The sequence below is a fragment of the Streptomyces sp. NPDC055815 genome (genome assembly GCF_053616475.1).
Window position 1 is genome coordinate 33,225 of the sequence record NZ_JBSHDU010000040.1, and the last position, 14,682, is coordinate 47,906.

Below are 14,682 nucleotides of genomic sequence, written 5' to 3' on the forward strand. Positions count from 1 at the left end.
GGCGCATGGGGTGCCGGTGAAAGGGGGGCGTGATGTTTCCGCTGGTCTGGGGGGTGTTCGCGACGGTCTTCGGCTGGGTCGTCGCGACGGACTTCCGGGGTGCGGCCCGCCGCCTGCACGTGATGTCCCGCGCGGCCTCGCCGTTCGGGGGCGCCGGGACGCCGACCCCGGGCGTCGGCTTCCTCCGGGTCCTGGCGGGGGTGTTCGCCCTGGTCGGTCCCGTCGTCCTGGTCTCCGGGACCGTCGGTCTGTGGCGCGGCGAGGAGGGGCCGGAGGAGATGCCCGTGCCTCCCGTCGGGTTCGTCGTGGTGGAGGCGCTCGTCGCCGGTGTCTTCCTGTGGCGGGCATGGCGCCGCTCCGGCCTGCTGCGCCGCGAGTGGGACGCCGGCACCGGTCTGCGGCGGGCCGCCGTGGCCGGCCTCACGGCGGCGTTCGTCGCCTTCGTCGTGACGCTCGGCTTCGGCTGGGGAACGTGGATGATGACGAGCTGGCTGGTCGGCGGCCTGTGCGGGGTCTCGCTGTTGGTGGGCCGCCGAACCGGCCACCCGGACGAACCTACGATGTCGCCATGACGATCTCCGGGCAGCGGCCGCTGATACGCGTCCTGTACGACGAGTCCCGCATTGACCTGCGGGATCCGGCGCGTCCGAGACCCGTCCGTGTCTACCTGTGGGAACCGGACCATCCGCCGGCTCCGCCCGCTCCCCTGGTCGTCGTCTCGCACGGCACCGGAGGTTCCGGCAGCCGGATGGAGTGGTTGGTGGGGCCGCTCCGCGAGGCCGGTTACCGGGTCGTGGCCCTGGACCACCACGGCAACAACTTCGTCGACGGCTACGAGCCGGAAGGCTTTCTGCACGTGTGGGAACGGCCCCGCGACGTCTCCTTCGTCCTCGACGTGCTGGCTCGCGAGCAGCCCCTGGGGCCGGTCGGCGCGGCCGGGTTCTCCCTGGGCGGCTACACGGCGGCGGCACTCGCCGGCGTTCGTGTCGATCCGCAGATCCTGTGGGCGGTGATGACGGGGGCGGTGCCCCTGCCGGAGATTCCCGAGTTCCCCGGCGCACTGGAGGCGCTGCGGAAGAAGTACCCGCCGGACGAGTCGTTGCGGCACGCGCTCGACGACGCCGGGGCGGACCTCTCGGATCCCCGCGTCCGGGCGGTCTTCCAAGTGGCCCCCGGAGTCGGCGGTCTCGTGACGCGCGAGAGCCTGGCGGCCGTGCGGGTGCCGGTGGGCATCCGCTGGGGTGGAGCGGACACGGTCAACCCCTACGAGGTCGACACCCGCCCCTACCTGGACCACATCCCCGGGGCGAGTGGCCGCTCGGCGGGCCCCGACGTCCGCCACGAGGACTTCTTCCTGCCGGAACCTGCCGACCCGGCGGTCCGTGACCGGGTGGGCGGGGAGGCCGCCGCCTTCTTCGCGCAGCACCTCGCCTGAGGCCGGGAAGGCAGCTTGCGGGGCCGGCGCACGCGCGACGGCTGGTATTACTGGGGGATGCAGGAAGAGACGGCACGCTCCGCGATCGACACGTTCATCTCCGCGTTCAACGCCTCCGACGACAGCTACGTGACTGCCCTGCTCTCCCAGGCCCTGACCTCGGACGTGGTCTTCTGGGGGCCGTTGGGCCGCAGCGAAGGAATCGAGGCGGTCGAGCGTTTCGTGCGGGACATCCGGCGCCACCCGGCGGGGACCGGCACTATGGTGCGCTGCTCGGCGGTGGACATGCCCGACGAGTGGGCCCGGTACCAGTGGGTCTTCACCACGCCGGACGGAGGCCCCCGCCTGGCGGGAACGGACGTCGTCCACCTGCGGCGGAGCCTCATCGACCAGGTCATCGTCTTCGCGGGCGAGATCGAGCCATCCGCGGCCTGAGCCGCAGGTCGATCCGCTTACACGGACGGGGCCCCAGCGCTCCGGGCCGTGTGGCCGGCGGGCAGTAGTCCGGCCAGGGTGTCCTCGAAGGCACGGTGGTGGGGCGTCAGGGGGCACCAGGGGTGCGGCGGCAGGGGGTAGTCGTCGCGCAGGACGCCCTCCGGGAGCACCCCGGTCGCGGGCAGCGGCGAGGTCTCGCCCGGTGGGCGAGGTACGCCCAGACCCCGCTGTCCAGCGGCACGACGGCCCTCTCGTCGCCGGGCGGGCGCCAGGACGCGCCCGTGAGGGGGTGACGGCGGACGAGGAGGACGTCGGGGCGCGGCCGGGGCGCGGGGATCCCGGGGCCGGCGAGCCCGACGGACCGGGCCTCAGGACTGGCGAGTCCGACGGATCGGGTGCCGGGGCCGGGCAGTTCTACGGAGCGGGCCTCCGAGCCGGCCGCTCCGACGGACCGGGCCCCCTGGCCGGCCAGTTCGAGGGACCGGGCCTCCTGGCCGGGCAGTTCGAGGGACCGGGCCTCCTGGCCGGGCAGTTCGAGGGACCGGGCCTCCTGGCCGGGCAGTCCTACGGACCGGGCCCCCGGCCCGGCAGGGAGGTACATGCCGACGGCGTGGCCGAGCAGTTCCGTGACCGGGCCCGCCGGGAGGGTCGCCGGATGGCCTTCGGTGGCTGTCACCAGGTGGGCCAGTGCGACCCCCACCGCCGCCTGCCAGCGGCGGCTCCACGAGCCGTCCGGCTCGACGGGCGGCACGCGGTGCCCGGCACGCTCCAGGTCCTCCCAGGCGGGCGGCGGCCCGGCGGGTGTGGACGGGGACGGCGACCCGGGACACCGGCGCCGTCAGCACGGTGCCGCACCCGGCACACACGAACACGTCCAAACAAGCTCCCCCTCGCCCCGGCCGACGGGGGATTGTGCCCGGCCGGCGGCCGGGGGATCCACCGATTTCCGGAAGGGCCCTAGGCCGGCGCCGTCGTGTCCGGTGCGTAGGCGCGCAGGACGCGGCGGGCGACCGAGGTGACGTGGAGTTCGTCCGGGCCGTCGAGTATGCGGGCCGTGCGGCCGGTGCGCAGGAGGGCGGGGAGGCCGGTGTCCGGGCCGAGGCCCGCCGCCCCGTGGACCTGGATCGCGCGGTCCGCCACCTCCTGGAGGGTGCGGGCCGCGGCGGTCTTCGCGAGGCCCGCCTCCACGTGCGCGTCGCGTCCCGAGGCGATCCGGTCCATCGCCTCGTACACGAGGGGGCGGGTGGTCCGGAGGGCGAGGAGGGCCTCGAACACGTGCTGCTGGACCAGGGGCTGGGCAGCCAGCTCACCCCGTACCCCCCGGCGCGCGCCGGCCCGCGCGCACATCAGGTCGAAGGCGCGCTGCGCCTGGCCGATCCAGCGCAGGGCCCGCAGGGTCCGCCCCAGTTGGAGGCGTTCACCGGCGACGGCGAGGGCCCGTCCCGCTTCGCCGACGAGGTGCCCGGCGGGGACGGCGACACCGTCGAAGGCGATCTCGTACTGCCCGCCGGCCCCCAGCACGGGCAGTTCGCGCACCACCCGGAACCCGGGCGCGGACGTCGGCACGAGCAGCAGCGACAGACCGTCCCGGTCGCCGGGGGCGCCGTCCGTCCGCGCCAGGACCGTCACCAGGTCGGCGTCGGCCGCGCCGGAGACGAACCACTTCCGCCCCGTCACGGTCCAGCCGCCGTCCGGCCGCCGCGCGGCCCGGGTGGCGGTCAGGACGGGCTCGCTCCCCGGCGTGTCCGGCTCCGTCATCGCGTAACACGCCCGCAGCTCCCCGGAGACGAGGCGGTCCAGGACCTCCTCGCGCACGGTCCGCGAGCCGTGCCGCGCCAGCATCGTCACGTCGAGCAGGGGTGCCGAGCCGAGCGCGGCCGGCCCGTGGTCGCTGGCGCCCTCGGCCTCCGCCACCGGGGCGTACGCGGCGAGCGGCAGGCCTCCGCCGCCCAGTTCCCCGGGCAACGGCAGCGCCCACAGGCCCCGTTCGCGCGCCTCGGCCCGCAGCCGGTCCCGTACCGCCCGGGCACCGGGACCGCCCGCGTCGAGTTCCGGCTCGTACGGGATCACCCGCTCCCGTACGAACTCCGCGACCCGTGCGCGCAACCCGTCGTCGATCATGACGTCCCTTCTCCGCTCTTCCCCGCTCCGGGAACTCGGCAGAACACCCGTCCGACTGTCTGCCCGGGGAAGGGGTCGGGCCGCCCGGCCCGCCGGTTCCCCGTTTCCGTACGGACCCCAGCGCCGGCCACCGCCGCGCGAGGAGAGGAGAGGCATGACGTCCCCAGCGACCCCGCAGACCGTCCGGCCGCTCGACACACTGGCCTTCCACGTGACGGGCCCCCCGCCGCTGACCCGGGTCGTGACCGACCACCTCGGACGGCTCGGCGCCCGGCCCCGGCCCACGGGCGCCTCGGACGGCGGCGACGCGCGCACCGTCCTCACCGGCGACGGCTTCGCCCCCGCCACGGCCCGCGCGGCCTGGGGCCCGCCCGGCTCCGGACTCGTCGACGAGGCCACCGCCCAGGCGGCGACGGGCGTGATGGCCGTCCACGGCCGGCGCGACGGAGCCCCGCGCGGACTCGCCGCCGACTACCTCGCCACCGCCACCGGAGTCCTCACCGTGCAGGGCCTGCTCGCGGAGCTCATCGGCCAGGCGCGCGGCGGCCGGCCGGGCGGCACCACGACCACCGGCGCCGACCGGGCCGGCCTCCTCGTCGTCTCCCAGTACGTCGCCGCCGCCGGAGCCGACGAGCCGGAGGCCGCCGAACTCGCCCCGGGCGGACCGCCCTTCACCTCCGCCGACGGGATCCTGTTCGAGCTGGAGACGCTCGACCCGGGCGCCTGGGCCGCGTTCTGGCGGGCCCTAGACGCCCCCGCCGAGGCGATACGGAGCGGCTGGCGGCCCTTCCAGTTCCGCTACGCCACCGCCTGCGCGCCCTTCCCCGCCACCCTGCACGCCGTGACCCGGGCCCACCCGATGGAGCGCATCCGGCGCGCGGCCGCGCTCTCGGGCGCGGAGGTCTGCGCCCTGCGCACGCTCGCCGAGCGCGCCCGGGAGGGGGACGTCGGCGCGGACCCCTGGGAGCTGCGGGTGCTGGAGGCGGCGCCGACGTCCACGCCCCCGGCCGTGCCTCCCGGCCGACCCCTCGCCGGGCTCACCGTCCTGGAGGCGGGGCGACGGATCCAGGCGCCGCTCGCCGCGCACCTCCTCGGGCTGCTCGGTGCCGACGTGATCCGGATCGAGCCGCCCGGCGGCGATCCGCTGCGCGGGATGCCGCCCGCCTGCTCCGGTGTCTCGGCCCGCTGGCTGGCCCTCAACCGGGGCAAGAAGGCCGTCGAGATCGACATCAAGTCCCCCCGGGACCGCGACCGGCTGCGGGAACTCGCCGCCGGCGCCGACGTGTTCCTGCACAACTGGGCGCCCGGCAAGGCGGCGGCCCTCGGCCTCGACTCCGACGACCTGGCCGCCGTCAACCCGGCGCTCGTCCACGCGTACACCAGCGGCTGGGCCGACCGGATCGACGACGCCCCCATGGGAACGGACTTCATGGTCCAGGCCCGCACCGGCACCGGTGAGGCCGTACGCCCCGCGGGGGAGCCGCCCGCGCCGTCCCTGATGACGCTCCTCGACGTCCTCGGCGGGCTCCTCGGCGCCGAGGCCGTCCTCGCCGGGCTCCTGCTCCGCGAACGCACCGGGCACGGCGTCCGCGTCGACTCCTCGCTCCTCGGCGCCGCCGACACCCTGACCGGGCCCGCGCTCGACCGGGCCGGGCGGGGGCGCGACCCCCGGCGCCCGGCCGGGTTCCGGCACCCGCTGCGGACCGCCGACGGCTGGGTCGCGGCCACCGACGCGTGCGCGCCCGCGGCCGCCGCGTACGACCTGCGGGAGCTCTCCACCCGGGAGGCCGTCGACCAGCTGGCCCGCCACGGACTGGCCGCGACCCGGGTCACCACCGACCTGAACGACCTGCACCACGACCCGCGCCTCACCGGCCCGATCGGCCGCGACGCGCACGGCGCCCCCGCAGTCCCCGACCCCTGGAGCCTCGCATGACCGCCGACGACCGGACCACACCGCAGCCCACCACCCCTGCCGTACCGCCGGTGTCCGACCGGCCGTCGCCGCGGCCCACCCCCGCGACCGAGCCTCCGACGCCCGACCGGCCGTCGCCGCGGGACTCCGCCCCGGCCGAGCCTCCGACGCCGCAGCCCACCACCGCGACCGAGCCTCCGACGCCCGACCGGCCGTTGCCGCAGCCGACCACCCCGACCGAGCCTCCGACGCCGCAGCCCACCACCCCGACCGAGCCTCCGACGCCCGACCGGCCGTCGCCGCGGGGCTCCGCCGCCGACCAGCCGCCCGCGCCCCTCCCGCTCCGCGACCTCCTTCCCCCCGCCCTCCGGCGTTCCTGGGCGGCCGACGGCAGTTGTCCCGACCTCGACCTGTACGGGCTGTTCCGGGCGCGCCGGATCGCCGATCCGCACCGTACGGCGGTCCTCGACGCCAAAGGCGCGTTCTGCTACACCGCCCTCGACCGCAGAGCCCGCTGTCTGGCCGCCGGGCTCAAGGAGCTCGGCATCCGGCCGGGCGACGTGGTCGGCGTCCAACTACCCAACCACCGCGACGCCGTCGTCGCCGACCTGGCGCTCGCCGCCCTCGGCGCCGTCGCGCTGCCGTTCCCGGTGGGGCGCGGCGTACGGGAGGCCGAGAGCCTGCTCCGGCGTTCCCGGGCCGTCGCCGTCATCGCCGCCACCGCCCACCGCGGCGCCCACCCCGCCGCCGAACTGCACGCCCTCCTGCCCGCGCTGCCCGCGCTCCGGCACGTCGTCGCCGCAGGACCGGGCCCGGCGCCCGAGGGCACGGTGCCGCTGGCCCGGCTGGCGCGCACCGACGCCACCGGGTTCGCGCCCGCCCGGCCCGACCCCGAGTCCGCCGCCCGGATCCTCGTCTCCTCCGGCTCCGAGGCGGAGCCGAAGATGGTCGCGTACTCGCACAACGCCCTGGCCGGCGGCCGCGGCAACTTCCTGGCCTCCCTGATCCCCGACGGCAGACCGCCGCGCTGCCTGTTCCTCGTGCCGCTGGCGTCGGCGTTCGGCTCCAACGGCACCGCCGTGACGCTCGCCCGGCACGGCGGGACCCTCGTCCTGCTCGACCACTTCACCCCGGAGGCGGCGCTCGCCGCGATCCGCGCGCACGAGCCGACGCACGTCCTCGGCGTCCCGACGATGGTCCGCATGATGCTGGAGCACCTGGACAGGGAGCGGGAGGGCGGCGGTACGGAGCCGCTGCCCGCCCCGACCGCCCTGGTCCTCGGCGGCGCGCCGCTCGACGCGGGGACGGCGGAGGCGGCGGCGAAGGCCTTCGGCTGCGCGGTGGTCAACCTCTACGGCTCCGCCGACGGCGTCAACTGCCACACGGGCCTCGGCGAGGCGCTGCCGCCCGCCGACGGTTCGGGCGTCGTCGCGGGTCGGCCCGACCCGCGGGTCACCGACATCCGCATCGCCGACCCCGACACCCACCGCCGACTCCCGGACGGCGCCGTCGGCGAGATCCTCTCCCGCGGCCCCATGACCCCGCTCTGCTACGTGGGCGCGCCCGAACTCGACGCCCGCCACCGCACCGAGGACGGCTGGGTGCGGACCGGTGACCTCGGCCTCCTCGACGCCGACGGGATCCTGCACGTCGTCGGACGCCTCAAGGACGTCGTCATCCGGGGCGGCGCCAACATCAGCCCCGCCGAGGTGGAGCGCGCCCTCGCCGGCCACCCCGGGATACGGGACGTGGTCTGCGTCGGGGTCCCCGACCCGCTGATGGGCGAGCGCCTCGCCGCCTGTGTCGTACCCAAGGGGGACACGACGCCCACCCTCGACTCCCTCGGCGGCTTCCTGGCCGGCCTCGGCCTCGAACCGCGCAAGCATCCCGAGCGGCTGCTCGTCGTCGCCGAACTGCCCCTGACGGCGGCGGGCAAGCCCGATCGCGCGGCTCTCGCCCGCCGTGTCGGCGAGCCGGATCCGGCGGTGGCCTCGCGAGGGGCGGCCTGACGCGGAGGGGCCCGATGGCCTCGGCCACCGGGCCCCTCCGTCACCGCACCCGTGGCCTCGGCCACCAGGCCCTGCCGTCACCGCATCCGCCGCCCTTACGAGCCCATGGCCTTCTTCAGCTCGGCGGCCGCACCCCGGTACACCTCGACCAGATCGAGGCTCTCGTCCGGGTAGTTGACGATCTCCACCTGCTCGGCGCCGGAGTCCGGCAGGACGGTACCGGTCGACATGTGCGCGTTGTCGAGGACGAACTGCGGTTTCTTTGCCGACAGTTCGGCGAGCCGTGCCGGGGTGACGGCCTCCGGCCCGTACGTGCCGACCGGCGTCACGCCCGCGAGCTTCGCCGACCAGCCGGTGAAGACCTGGGTGACGACGACGGGGCTCCGGCCGCCCGGCCAGGCCGACTTCAGCTCCTTGTTGAGCCGCGCGTACTCGCTGTCGAAGCCGGTCCGCCACTTCGCCGCCGCGTCCCCGGTGCCGAACAGCCCGGCGAGCCGCGTCACTTCGGCCCGTACCTTGTCGGCGTCGTTGTCGAGGTTCACCTCCACCAGCTTCGCCTTCGACCCAGCCGCCTCCTTGATCTTCGCGGCGTACGGCTCGAAGGGCGCGTACAGCACGAAGTCCGCCCCGGCCACGGCCGCGAGGTCGGAGGGCTTCGGGTCGTAGTCGGGCGCGTGGTGGACCGACTGCGGGACGATGACCGTGACGTCCTTCGCGCCCGCGGCCTTGGCGAACGCCCCCTCCCAGGTCGTCGTCACGACGACCGAGGGGCCGGCGTTCCTCTTCCCCTCCTCCACGCGGGGACCGTCGCCGCAGCCCGCGGTGAGGAGCAGTGCCGCGCTCAGTGCGAGGAGCGGGCCGAGGGAAGCGATACGGACGCGGGTGCGCGCCATGAGCGGTTTCTCCGTTCGGGAACGAGATGTACGGCGAGGACGACCGCCCCCGCCGTCAGGACGAGGACCGGCCCCGGTGGCCAGTCGAGCCGGAGGGCCACGAGGAAGCCGGTCAGGTTGACGACCACCCCGATCCCGATCGCCCACAGGGTGATCGACCTCAGCGAGCCGCCGAGCCGGCGCGCGGCCAGCGCGGGAAGCAGGGTCAGGGCGTCGACGAGCAGCGCCCCGGTGAGTTTGATGGCGCCGGCGACCGCGACGGCGACCAGGACGAGGAGGACCGTCGTCAGGGTCCGTACCGGCACTCCCGAGCACTCGGCGAGCTCCCGGTCGTACAGCAGCAGACCGATCTCGCGCCGCCGCCACCAGAACAGTCCCGGTACGGCGACGGCGAGCACACCGAGGACGACGAGGTCCGGGGTGCCGACGGACAGGATGGAGCCCCACAACAGGGCGAAGGCACCTGAGGCGTTGACGCCGGACACGGCGAGCACAAGGAGCGCCGCAGCGATGGCCAGGCTCATCAACAGGCCCATGGCGCCGGACAGTCCGCCGGGCGTACGGGCCAGGGGAGCGATCCCGGCGCCCGAGAGGGCGCAGGCGAGCAGGGCGCAGACCATCGGGTCGATCCCGGTGACCAGACCGACCGCGATCCCGAGCAGGGCGACGTGCATCATCGCGAACCGCACCGGCATGATGTCGAGCCCGACGATGACGACGCCCACGACCGGCAGCGCGATCGCCGCCACGAGCAGCGCGAGCCCGGCCCGCTGCACGGGGACCAGCTGGAGCAGGGTGCCGAGATCGGCCGCTGCGAGGGGTACGGGGGGCACGGTACCCAGGTGCGCCGCACTCACCGGACCTCCCGGAGCCGTCCGGCCGCCATCTCCAGGACCCGGTCGCAGCGTTCGGCGAGGGCCCGGTCGTGCGTCACCACCACCAGCGTGACGGGGAGGGCTGTGAGCAGGTCGGCGGCCTCCTCCTGGCCCTCGAAGTCGAGCGCGGCGGTCGGCTCGTCGGCGAGCAGCACGCCCGCCCCGGCGGCCACGGCGCCGACCGCCCGCGCCACGTACATGCGCTGCAACTGCCCGCCGGACAGCGTGTGCAGGGACCGGCGCGCGAGCCCTCCCACGCCGAGCCGCTCCGCCGCCTCCGCGGCCGCCGCCGGGTCGGAGCCGCCGGCGAGGAGTTCCTCGCCGAGCAGCGGGAACCGGCCGGCGGCGGGCTTCTGCGGAATCCAGGTGCAGGCCCGCCGCCGCCACGCCCACCCGGCGGCCGAGCGGGCCTCGCGGCCGCCGACCTCGACGGTGCCGGTCACCTGCCGGTGCAGCCCGAGAACGGCTCGCAGCAGGGTCGTCTTGCCGGAGCCGTTCGTGCCGGTCAGTGCGACGCGCTCGCCGGCGGCGATCTCCAGGTCGACGCCGACGACGGTCTCGCTGCGGCCGTGCCGGCAGGAGACCCCGCGCATCCGTACGTCCAGTCCGCCCATCCACCCGTCCCGTCCCGCCCGCGCGCCCTCCACCGGGGCCGTCGGTCCTGGAGGAGTCGTACGCGGGGCGTGTCGGGTTCCCGCGCGTCGGCGGGCAGGTGGTTACGTGGCCGCGAACCCGTCGAGTCCCCCGAGGAGAACACCATGCGGATCCACGTGACCAGCGTCTTCGTCGACGACCAGGACAAGGCCCTGAGCTTCTACACGGAGAAGCTGGGCTTCGTGAAGAAGACGGAGGTCCCGCTCGGCGACTACCGGTGGCTGACCGTCGTCTCGCCGGAGGCCCCCGACGGCACCGAGCTGCTCCTGGAGCCCGACGCGCACCCGGCCGCCAAGGCGTACGCGCGCGCCCTCGTCGCGGACGGCATCCCGGCCACCCAGTTCGCCGTCGACGACGTCCGCGCCGAGTACGAGCGGCTGCGCGCCCTCGGGGTCCGCTTCACCATGGATCCCACGGAGGCGGGACCGGTCACCATCGCCGTCCTCGACGACACCTGCGGCAACCTCATCCAGATCGTCCAGCTGCCCTGAGGGCGGCGGCCGGGTCAGGCGGCCGGCTTGCCGGGCTGGTCGTGGGTCGAGCAGTGGATGCCGCCGCCGCCGGACGCGATCGTGTCGATCTGGACCTGCACGACCTCGCGCTTGGGCAAGTGCTCCTGGAGGATGCCGCGGGCCCGGTCGTCGGCCTTCCGGTCACCGAACTTCGGCATGAAGACGGAGTCGTTCGCGACGTAGAAGTTGGCGTACGTGGAGACGAAGTCGTCGCCCTCGCCGGTGATCAGGTCCAGATCGGGCTGCGGCAGGTCGATGATCTCGAAGTGCCGGCCGCGGGCGTCGGTGGCCTTCTCCAGGACCGTGCGGGCCTGGTCCGCCGAGCGGGACCAGGAGTCCGGGGGAGTGCCGGGGAAGGCCTGGTCGAGCAGGACCACACCGGGCGCGGTGAACCGCACGAGGCTGTCGACGTGCGCGTCGGTGATGTCCTGGCCGCGGACGCCCGCGAGCCAGACCACCTTCTCCACGCCGAGCGTCTCGATCAGCTCGTCCTCGATCTGGTCCCGGGTCTTCCCGCGGTTGCGGTTGTTGTTGACGATCGAGCTCTCGGTGACGAGGAGGGTGCCCTCGCCGTCGGTCTCGAAGGAGCCGCCCTCGGCGGTGAGCGGCGCCACCTCGCGGGGGATGCCGTACTTGGCGAGGAGCCTGCGCCCGACCAGGGCGTCGTTGTCGTGCGTCTGCTTGTTGCCCCAGCCGTTGAAGTTGAAGTCGATGCCGACGAGCTCGCCGTCGTCCTCCACGAAGACGGGGACGATGTCGCGGGCCCACAGGTCGTCGACGGGCATCGGGATGACCTCGACCTGCGAGCCGCAGGCCTTCTGGGCCGCGGCCTGCTGGGCCGGGCGGGCCATCATCACGACCGCCTCGTACTCGGACACGGCCCGGGCGATGCGGGCGATGTCCTCCCGTACATAGGGGAGCTCCTCCCCCCAGACGGAGTCGAGCGCCGGCCAGGACATGAAGGTCCGGGTGTGGCTCTCCCATTCGGCGCCGAAGCGGCGCTCGCCGTCCGCGCCGGGGGAGGCCGGAGTACGGCTCGCGCCGGGGGCGGTACCGCCCTGCGCGGCCTCCTCGGGGCCGCAGGCGGTGGCGCCGAGGGCGAGGGCTCCGCCGATTCCGGCGAAGGCCCGCAGGGCGGTGCGGCGGGAGGGGGAACGGTGGGACACGGTGTACTCCGATCATGGGCTGGCGAGACTGTCCGGCGGCGGGCGGATCGCGTGACGCGCGCGGCGGCGGGAATCGCGGGCCTGGCCTCACACCGTGGCGGACGCCCGGGGACGGGCGTCGCGGGAGGTGTGAGTGGGGGTGGCCGTCGACGCCACTCTGACACTGACCGGATTTTCAGTCAAATGGCCGCACGGTGTGGCGGGCGGCGTGTCGCCCGGTCGGCGCAGGGGGTGCGGGAGGGGTCCACAGGCCCGTTGATCAGCCCTTCCGTACCGATCCGTCCCTCTCGTATTGACTGAAACTTTGGTCAACGGCACGATCGAGCCCATGTCCTCCACGTATCCACCCGGGCCGCGGCCGGCCCACGCGCCGCCGACGCCCGACGACCCCCGAGAGATCGGCGGCTACCGGATCCAGGCCCGGCTCGGCGCCGGCGGCATGGGCGTCGTCTACCTCGCCCACACCCCGGGCGGGCGGCCCATCGCCCTCAAGGCGGTGCGCGAGGACTTCGCCGCCGACCCCGAGTTCCGGCGGCGCTTCGCCCACGAGGTCGCCAGCGCGAGCCGCATCCACGGCCTCTTCACCGCGCAGGTGGTGGACCACGGAGCCGACGACCCCGTCCCCTGGCTCGCCACCGCCTACGTCCCCGGCCCCTCCCTCCAGCAGGTCGTCGAGCGGCACGGCCCGCTCCCCGTCCGTACGGTGCTGCTCCTCGTCGCCGGGATCGCGGAGGCCCTCCAGGCCATCCACGGCGCGGGCGTCGTCCACCGCGACCTCAAGCCCGCCAACGTCCTGATCGCCGAGGACGGCCCGCGCGTCATCGACTTCGGCATCGCCCGGGCCGCCGACGCCACCGGGCTCACCGGCACCGGCCTGCGGATCGGCACCGCCGCGTACATGGCGCCCGAGCAGGCCCTCGGCCTCGCCGTGACGCCCGCGACCGACGTCTTCGCGCTCGGCGCGCTCGCCGCGTACGTGGCCGGGGGAGCCCTGCCGTTCGGCACCGGCCCCGAGTCGGCCGCGCTGTACCGCGTGGTCCACGAGCCGGCCGACCTCTCGCACGTGCCCGTCGAGCTGCACGCCCTCCTGGAACGCTGCCTCGCCAAGCGCCCCGAGGAACGCCCCGCCCCGCACGAACTGATCGCCGCCGCCCACGCGCACCCGGCCGTCGGCCCCGCCCCGGAGTTCACCGAGGGCTGGCTGCCGGGCGCGGTACGGAGGGAGCTGTCGGGCGGGGCCGGCCGGGGAGAGCCGGGCTGGGGAACGGCCGACCAGCGGGAGCCCGGCTGGGGAGGGCCCGGCCGCGGAGAGTCCGGCTGGGGAGCGCCCGGCCAGGGGGAGCCCGGCTGGGGAGCGCCCGAGTCCGTCCGTACGCCGTCGCCGTCGCCCTCGCTCCACGACCGGCCCACCCACGCCGCCGTGGCCGTCCCCGTACCCACGCGGCGGGTCCCGGAGCCCCGCCCCGGGGAGGACCGCGCCCCCGGCGAACCCCCGTCGCGCCGGTCGCGGCGCCGTCGCGGGCGTACGGCCCTGATCGCGGGCGTCGCCGTCGGCCTGCTCGCGGCGGCGGCCGGGGCCGTGTACTACCTCGACGGGACCGGGGCGCCGTCCTTCACGCCGGGATACGCCGACGTCGAGCTGACCGCCCCCGACGACGCGTACGAGTTCGACCTCGGCGCCGGGAAGGTGGTCCCCGCCGAGACCTCCGACTGGTACCTGACCCGCGAGAAGGGGGCCTTCGTGCTGCCCGAGCAGGCGGACGCCTTCGTCGCCTCCGGATACGTGCTGAGCCCCGAGGACTGCGAGCGGGGCATCGAGACGGAACCCGTCACGAGCCTCCCCCTCGACGACCTCGGCGACGAACGGCCCTTCTGCGTCCGCAGCCCCGACGCCCGGCGGCTCGTCATCGCCCGGCTCGTCGAAGGGGCGCCGGGCCAGGGCCCGGTCACCGTGGTCCTGAGCCAGTACCGCAAGGACGGCTGAGTGGACGGCGGGCGGCGGGCGGGCGCCGTGGTCGATCACTCCGTGCGCCGCTCCGGATAGGGTTCATGGCATGGCGTCTCGTAGTACTCAGATCCTTGAAGCGGCCGCCCGGGTGATCGCCCGGCGCGGGGTCCGAGGGCTGCGCGTGGAGGAACTGGCCGCCGAGGCCGGGGTCTCCACCGGCCTGATCTACTACCACTTCAAGGACCGCACCGGGATCCTGCGCCACACGCTCGAATTCATCAACGACCGCGCCGAGCGCTACACCACCGAGCGGGACGCCGACGCCGAGCCCCTCGGCCCGCGCGAGGAACTCGACCAGGTCCTCCTCCTGGAGCTCCAGGACCTCCCGGTGGTGCGGGAGAACAGCTCGGCCTGGGGCGAGCTGCGGGCGAGCGCCGTCTTCGACCCCGTCCTGCGCGAGGACCTCGCCCGCGCGACCCTGGTGTGGGTCCAGGAGGTGGCCGGGCTCCTGGGCCAGGTGCAGCCCATGGCGCCCGCGGCCGAGCTCGCCGCGGCGGCGGAGCGGCTGACCGCCCTCCTCGAAGGCCTGAGCATGCGCTGGCTGAGCGGCGGCCTGACGATCGACCACGCGCGCACCCTCATGCGGGAGGCCGTCGAGGTGGAACTGGACCGGCTGGGCGGGCCCGCCGAGGAGCCCGGCCCGCGCCCGTAGAACGTCC

14 protein-coding genes are annotated in these 14,682 nt (G+C 75.4%); 8 read left to right on the forward strand and 6 right to left on the reverse strand.

From position 1 onward, the window contains the following. Nucleotides 1-32 precede the first annotated feature (32 nt). The 3 genes from ACWGN5_RS24295 to ACWGN5_RS24305 are packed head-to-tail and all read left to right on the forward strand — an operon-like array spanning nucleotide 33 to nucleotide 1,870. Nucleotides 33-572 (forward strand): hypothetical protein, encoded by a 540-nt coding sequence (locus ACWGN5_RS24295; RefSeq protein ID WP_453518654.1) that lies wholly within the window; start codon nucleotides 33-35, stop codon nucleotides 570-572. After that, complete coding sequence (locus ACWGN5_RS24300) at nucleotides 569-1,435, forward strand: alpha/beta hydrolase family protein (RefSeq protein ID WP_453518656.1); 867 nt, start codon at nucleotides 569-571, stop codon at nucleotides 1,433-1,435. Before ACWGN5_RS24295 ends, ACWGN5_RS24300 begins: the two co-directional genes overlap by 4 nt. Before the next feature lie 57 nt (nucleotides 1,436-1,492). Then, nucleotides 1,493-1,870 (forward strand): nuclear transport factor 2 family protein, encoded by a 378-nt coding sequence (locus ACWGN5_RS24305; protein ID WP_453518659.1) that lies wholly within the window; start codon nucleotides 1,493-1,495, stop codon nucleotides 1,868-1,870. Nucleotides 1,871-1,976: 106 nt separating this feature from the next. Here the strand turns inward: ACWGN5_RS24305 and ACWGN5_RS24310 are convergent, their stop codons facing one another. Then, a complete protein-coding gene (locus tag ACWGN5_RS24310) occupies nucleotides 1,977-2,621 on the reverse strand; it encodes a hypothetical protein (RefSeq protein ID WP_453518660.1) in 645 nt (214 codons plus the stop codon). 206 nt (nucleotides 2,622-2,827) lie between these two features. Then, nucleotides 2,828-3,991, reverse strand: a complete 1,164-nt coding sequence (locus ACWGN5_RS24315) for an acyl-CoA dehydrogenase family protein (RefSeq protein WP_453518661.1) — start codon at nucleotides 3,989-3,991, stop codon at nucleotides 2,828-2,830. 154 nt (nucleotides 3,992-4,145) lie between these two features. Between ACWGN5_RS24315 and ACWGN5_RS24320 the strand changes: the two genes are divergently transcribed. Continuing rightward, nucleotides 4,146-5,927, forward strand: a complete 1,782-nt coding sequence (locus ACWGN5_RS24320) for a CoA transferase (protein WP_453518662.1) — start codon at nucleotides 4,146-4,148, stop codon at nucleotides 5,925-5,927. Further along, nucleotides 5,924-7,915 carry a class I adenylate-forming enzyme family protein gene (locus tag ACWGN5_RS24325; RefSeq protein WP_453518665.1) on the forward strand — a complete coding sequence of 664 codons (1,992 nt, stop codon included), beginning with the start codon at nucleotides 5,924-5,926 and terminating at the stop codon, nucleotides 7,913-7,915. The genes ACWGN5_RS24320 and ACWGN5_RS24325 overlap by 4 nt, the downstream gene beginning before the upstream one ends. Nucleotides 7,916-8,010: 95 nt before the next feature. On the opposite strand, the gene ACWGN5_RS24330 is transcribed toward ACWGN5_RS24325, so the two are convergent. Genes ACWGN5_RS24330 through ACWGN5_RS24340 form a run of 3 tightly spaced genes read right to left on the reverse strand, consistent with a single transcriptional unit; the run spans nucleotide 8,011 to nucleotide 10,297 of the window. Beyond that, the gene (locus ACWGN5_RS24330; RefSeq protein ID WP_453518668.1) at nucleotides 8,011-8,808 is read right to left on the reverse strand and encodes a metal ABC transporter solute-binding protein, Zn/Mn family; all 798 of its coding nucleotides are present in this window, start codon (nucleotides 8,806-8,808) and stop codon (nucleotides 8,011-8,013) included. Further along, the gene (locus ACWGN5_RS24335) at nucleotides 8,757-9,641 is read right to left on the reverse strand and encodes a metal ABC transporter permease (protein WP_453518671.1); all 885 of its coding nucleotides are present in this window, start codon (nucleotides 9,639-9,641) and stop codon (nucleotides 8,757-8,759) included. Before ACWGN5_RS24335 ends, ACWGN5_RS24330 begins: the two co-directional genes overlap by 52 nt. A 20-nt stretch (nucleotides 9,642-9,661) precedes the next feature. Beyond that, nucleotides 9,662-10,297, reverse strand: coding sequence for an ATP-binding cassette domain-containing protein (locus tag ACWGN5_RS24340; RefSeq protein ID WP_453518674.1), 636 nt, complete (start codon nucleotides 10,295-10,297; stop codon nucleotides 9,662-9,664). A gap of 144 nt (nucleotides 10,298-10,441) precedes the next feature. Between ACWGN5_RS24340 and ACWGN5_RS24345 the strand changes: the two genes are divergently transcribed. After that, nucleotides 10,442-10,828, forward strand: a complete 387-nt coding sequence (locus ACWGN5_RS24345; protein ID WP_453518675.1) for a VOC family protein — start codon at nucleotides 10,442-10,444, stop codon at nucleotides 10,826-10,828. A 14-nt stretch (nucleotides 10,829-10,842) separates the two neighbouring features. Here the strand turns inward: ACWGN5_RS24345 and ACWGN5_RS24350 are convergent, their stop codons facing one another. Next, nucleotides 10,843-12,015, reverse strand: coding sequence for an agmatine deiminase family protein (locus ACWGN5_RS24350; RefSeq protein ID WP_453518676.1), 1,173 nt, complete (start codon nucleotides 12,013-12,015; stop codon nucleotides 10,843-10,845). A gap of 328 nt (nucleotides 12,016-12,343) precedes the next feature. Between ACWGN5_RS24350 and ACWGN5_RS24355 the strand changes: the two genes are divergently transcribed. After that, nucleotides 12,344-13,999 (forward strand): protein kinase domain-containing protein, encoded by a 1,656-nt coding sequence (locus ACWGN5_RS24355; protein ID WP_453518677.1) that lies wholly within the window; start codon nucleotides 12,344-12,346, stop codon nucleotides 13,997-13,999. A 70-nt stretch (nucleotides 14,000-14,069) separates the two neighbouring features. Continuing rightward, entirely contained in the window at nucleotides 14,070-14,675 is a 606-nt protein-coding gene (locus tag ACWGN5_RS24360; protein WP_453518678.1) for a TetR/AcrR family transcriptional regulator, read from the forward strand. Nucleotides 14,676-14,682 lie beyond the last annotated feature (7 nt).

Bases quoted from the DNA above. Each gene is read 5' to 3' on its own strand.
- ACWGN5_RS24320 (WP_453518662.1), top strand. From the start codon at position 4,146: ATGACGTCCCCAGCGACCCCGCAGACCGTCCGGCCGCTCGACACACTG.
- ACWGN5_RS24315 (WP_453518661.1), bottom strand. From the start codon at position 3,991: ATGATCGACGACGGGTTGCGCGCACGGGTCGCGGAGTTCGTACGGGAG.
- ACWGN5_RS24355 (WP_453518677.1), top strand. From the start codon at position 12,344: ATGTCCTCCACGTATCCACCCGGGCCGCGGCCGGCCCACGCGCCGCCG.
- ACWGN5_RS24360 (WP_453518678.1), top strand. From the start codon at position 14,070: ATGGCGTCTCGTAGTACTCAGATCCTTGAAGCGGCCGCCCGGGTGATC.
- ACWGN5_RS24340 (WP_453518674.1), bottom strand. From the start codon at position 10,297: ATGGGCGGACTGGACGTACGGATGCGCGGGGTCTCCTGCCGGCACGGC.
- ACWGN5_RS24300 (WP_453518656.1), top strand. From the start codon at position 569: ATGACGATCTCCGGGCAGCGGCCGCTGATACGCGTCCTGTACGACGAG.
- ACWGN5_RS24330 (WP_453518668.1), bottom strand. From the start codon at position 8,808: ATGGCGCGCACCCGCGTCCGTATCGCTTCCCTCGGCCCGCTCCTCGCA.
- ACWGN5_RS24295 (WP_453518654.1), top strand. From the start codon at position 33: ATGTTTCCGCTGGTCTGGGGGGTGTTCGCGACGGTCTTCGGCTGGGTC.
- ACWGN5_RS24305 (WP_453518659.1), top strand. From the start codon at position 1,493: ATGCAGGAAGAGACGGCACGCTCCGCGATCGACACGTTCATCTCCGCG.
- ACWGN5_RS24325 (WP_453518665.1), top strand. From the start codon at position 5,924: ATGACCGCCGACGACCGGACCACACCGCAGCCCACCACCCCTGCCGTA.
- ACWGN5_RS24345 (WP_453518675.1), top strand. From the start codon at position 10,442: ATGCGGATCCACGTGACCAGCGTCTTCGTCGACGACCAGGACAAGGCC.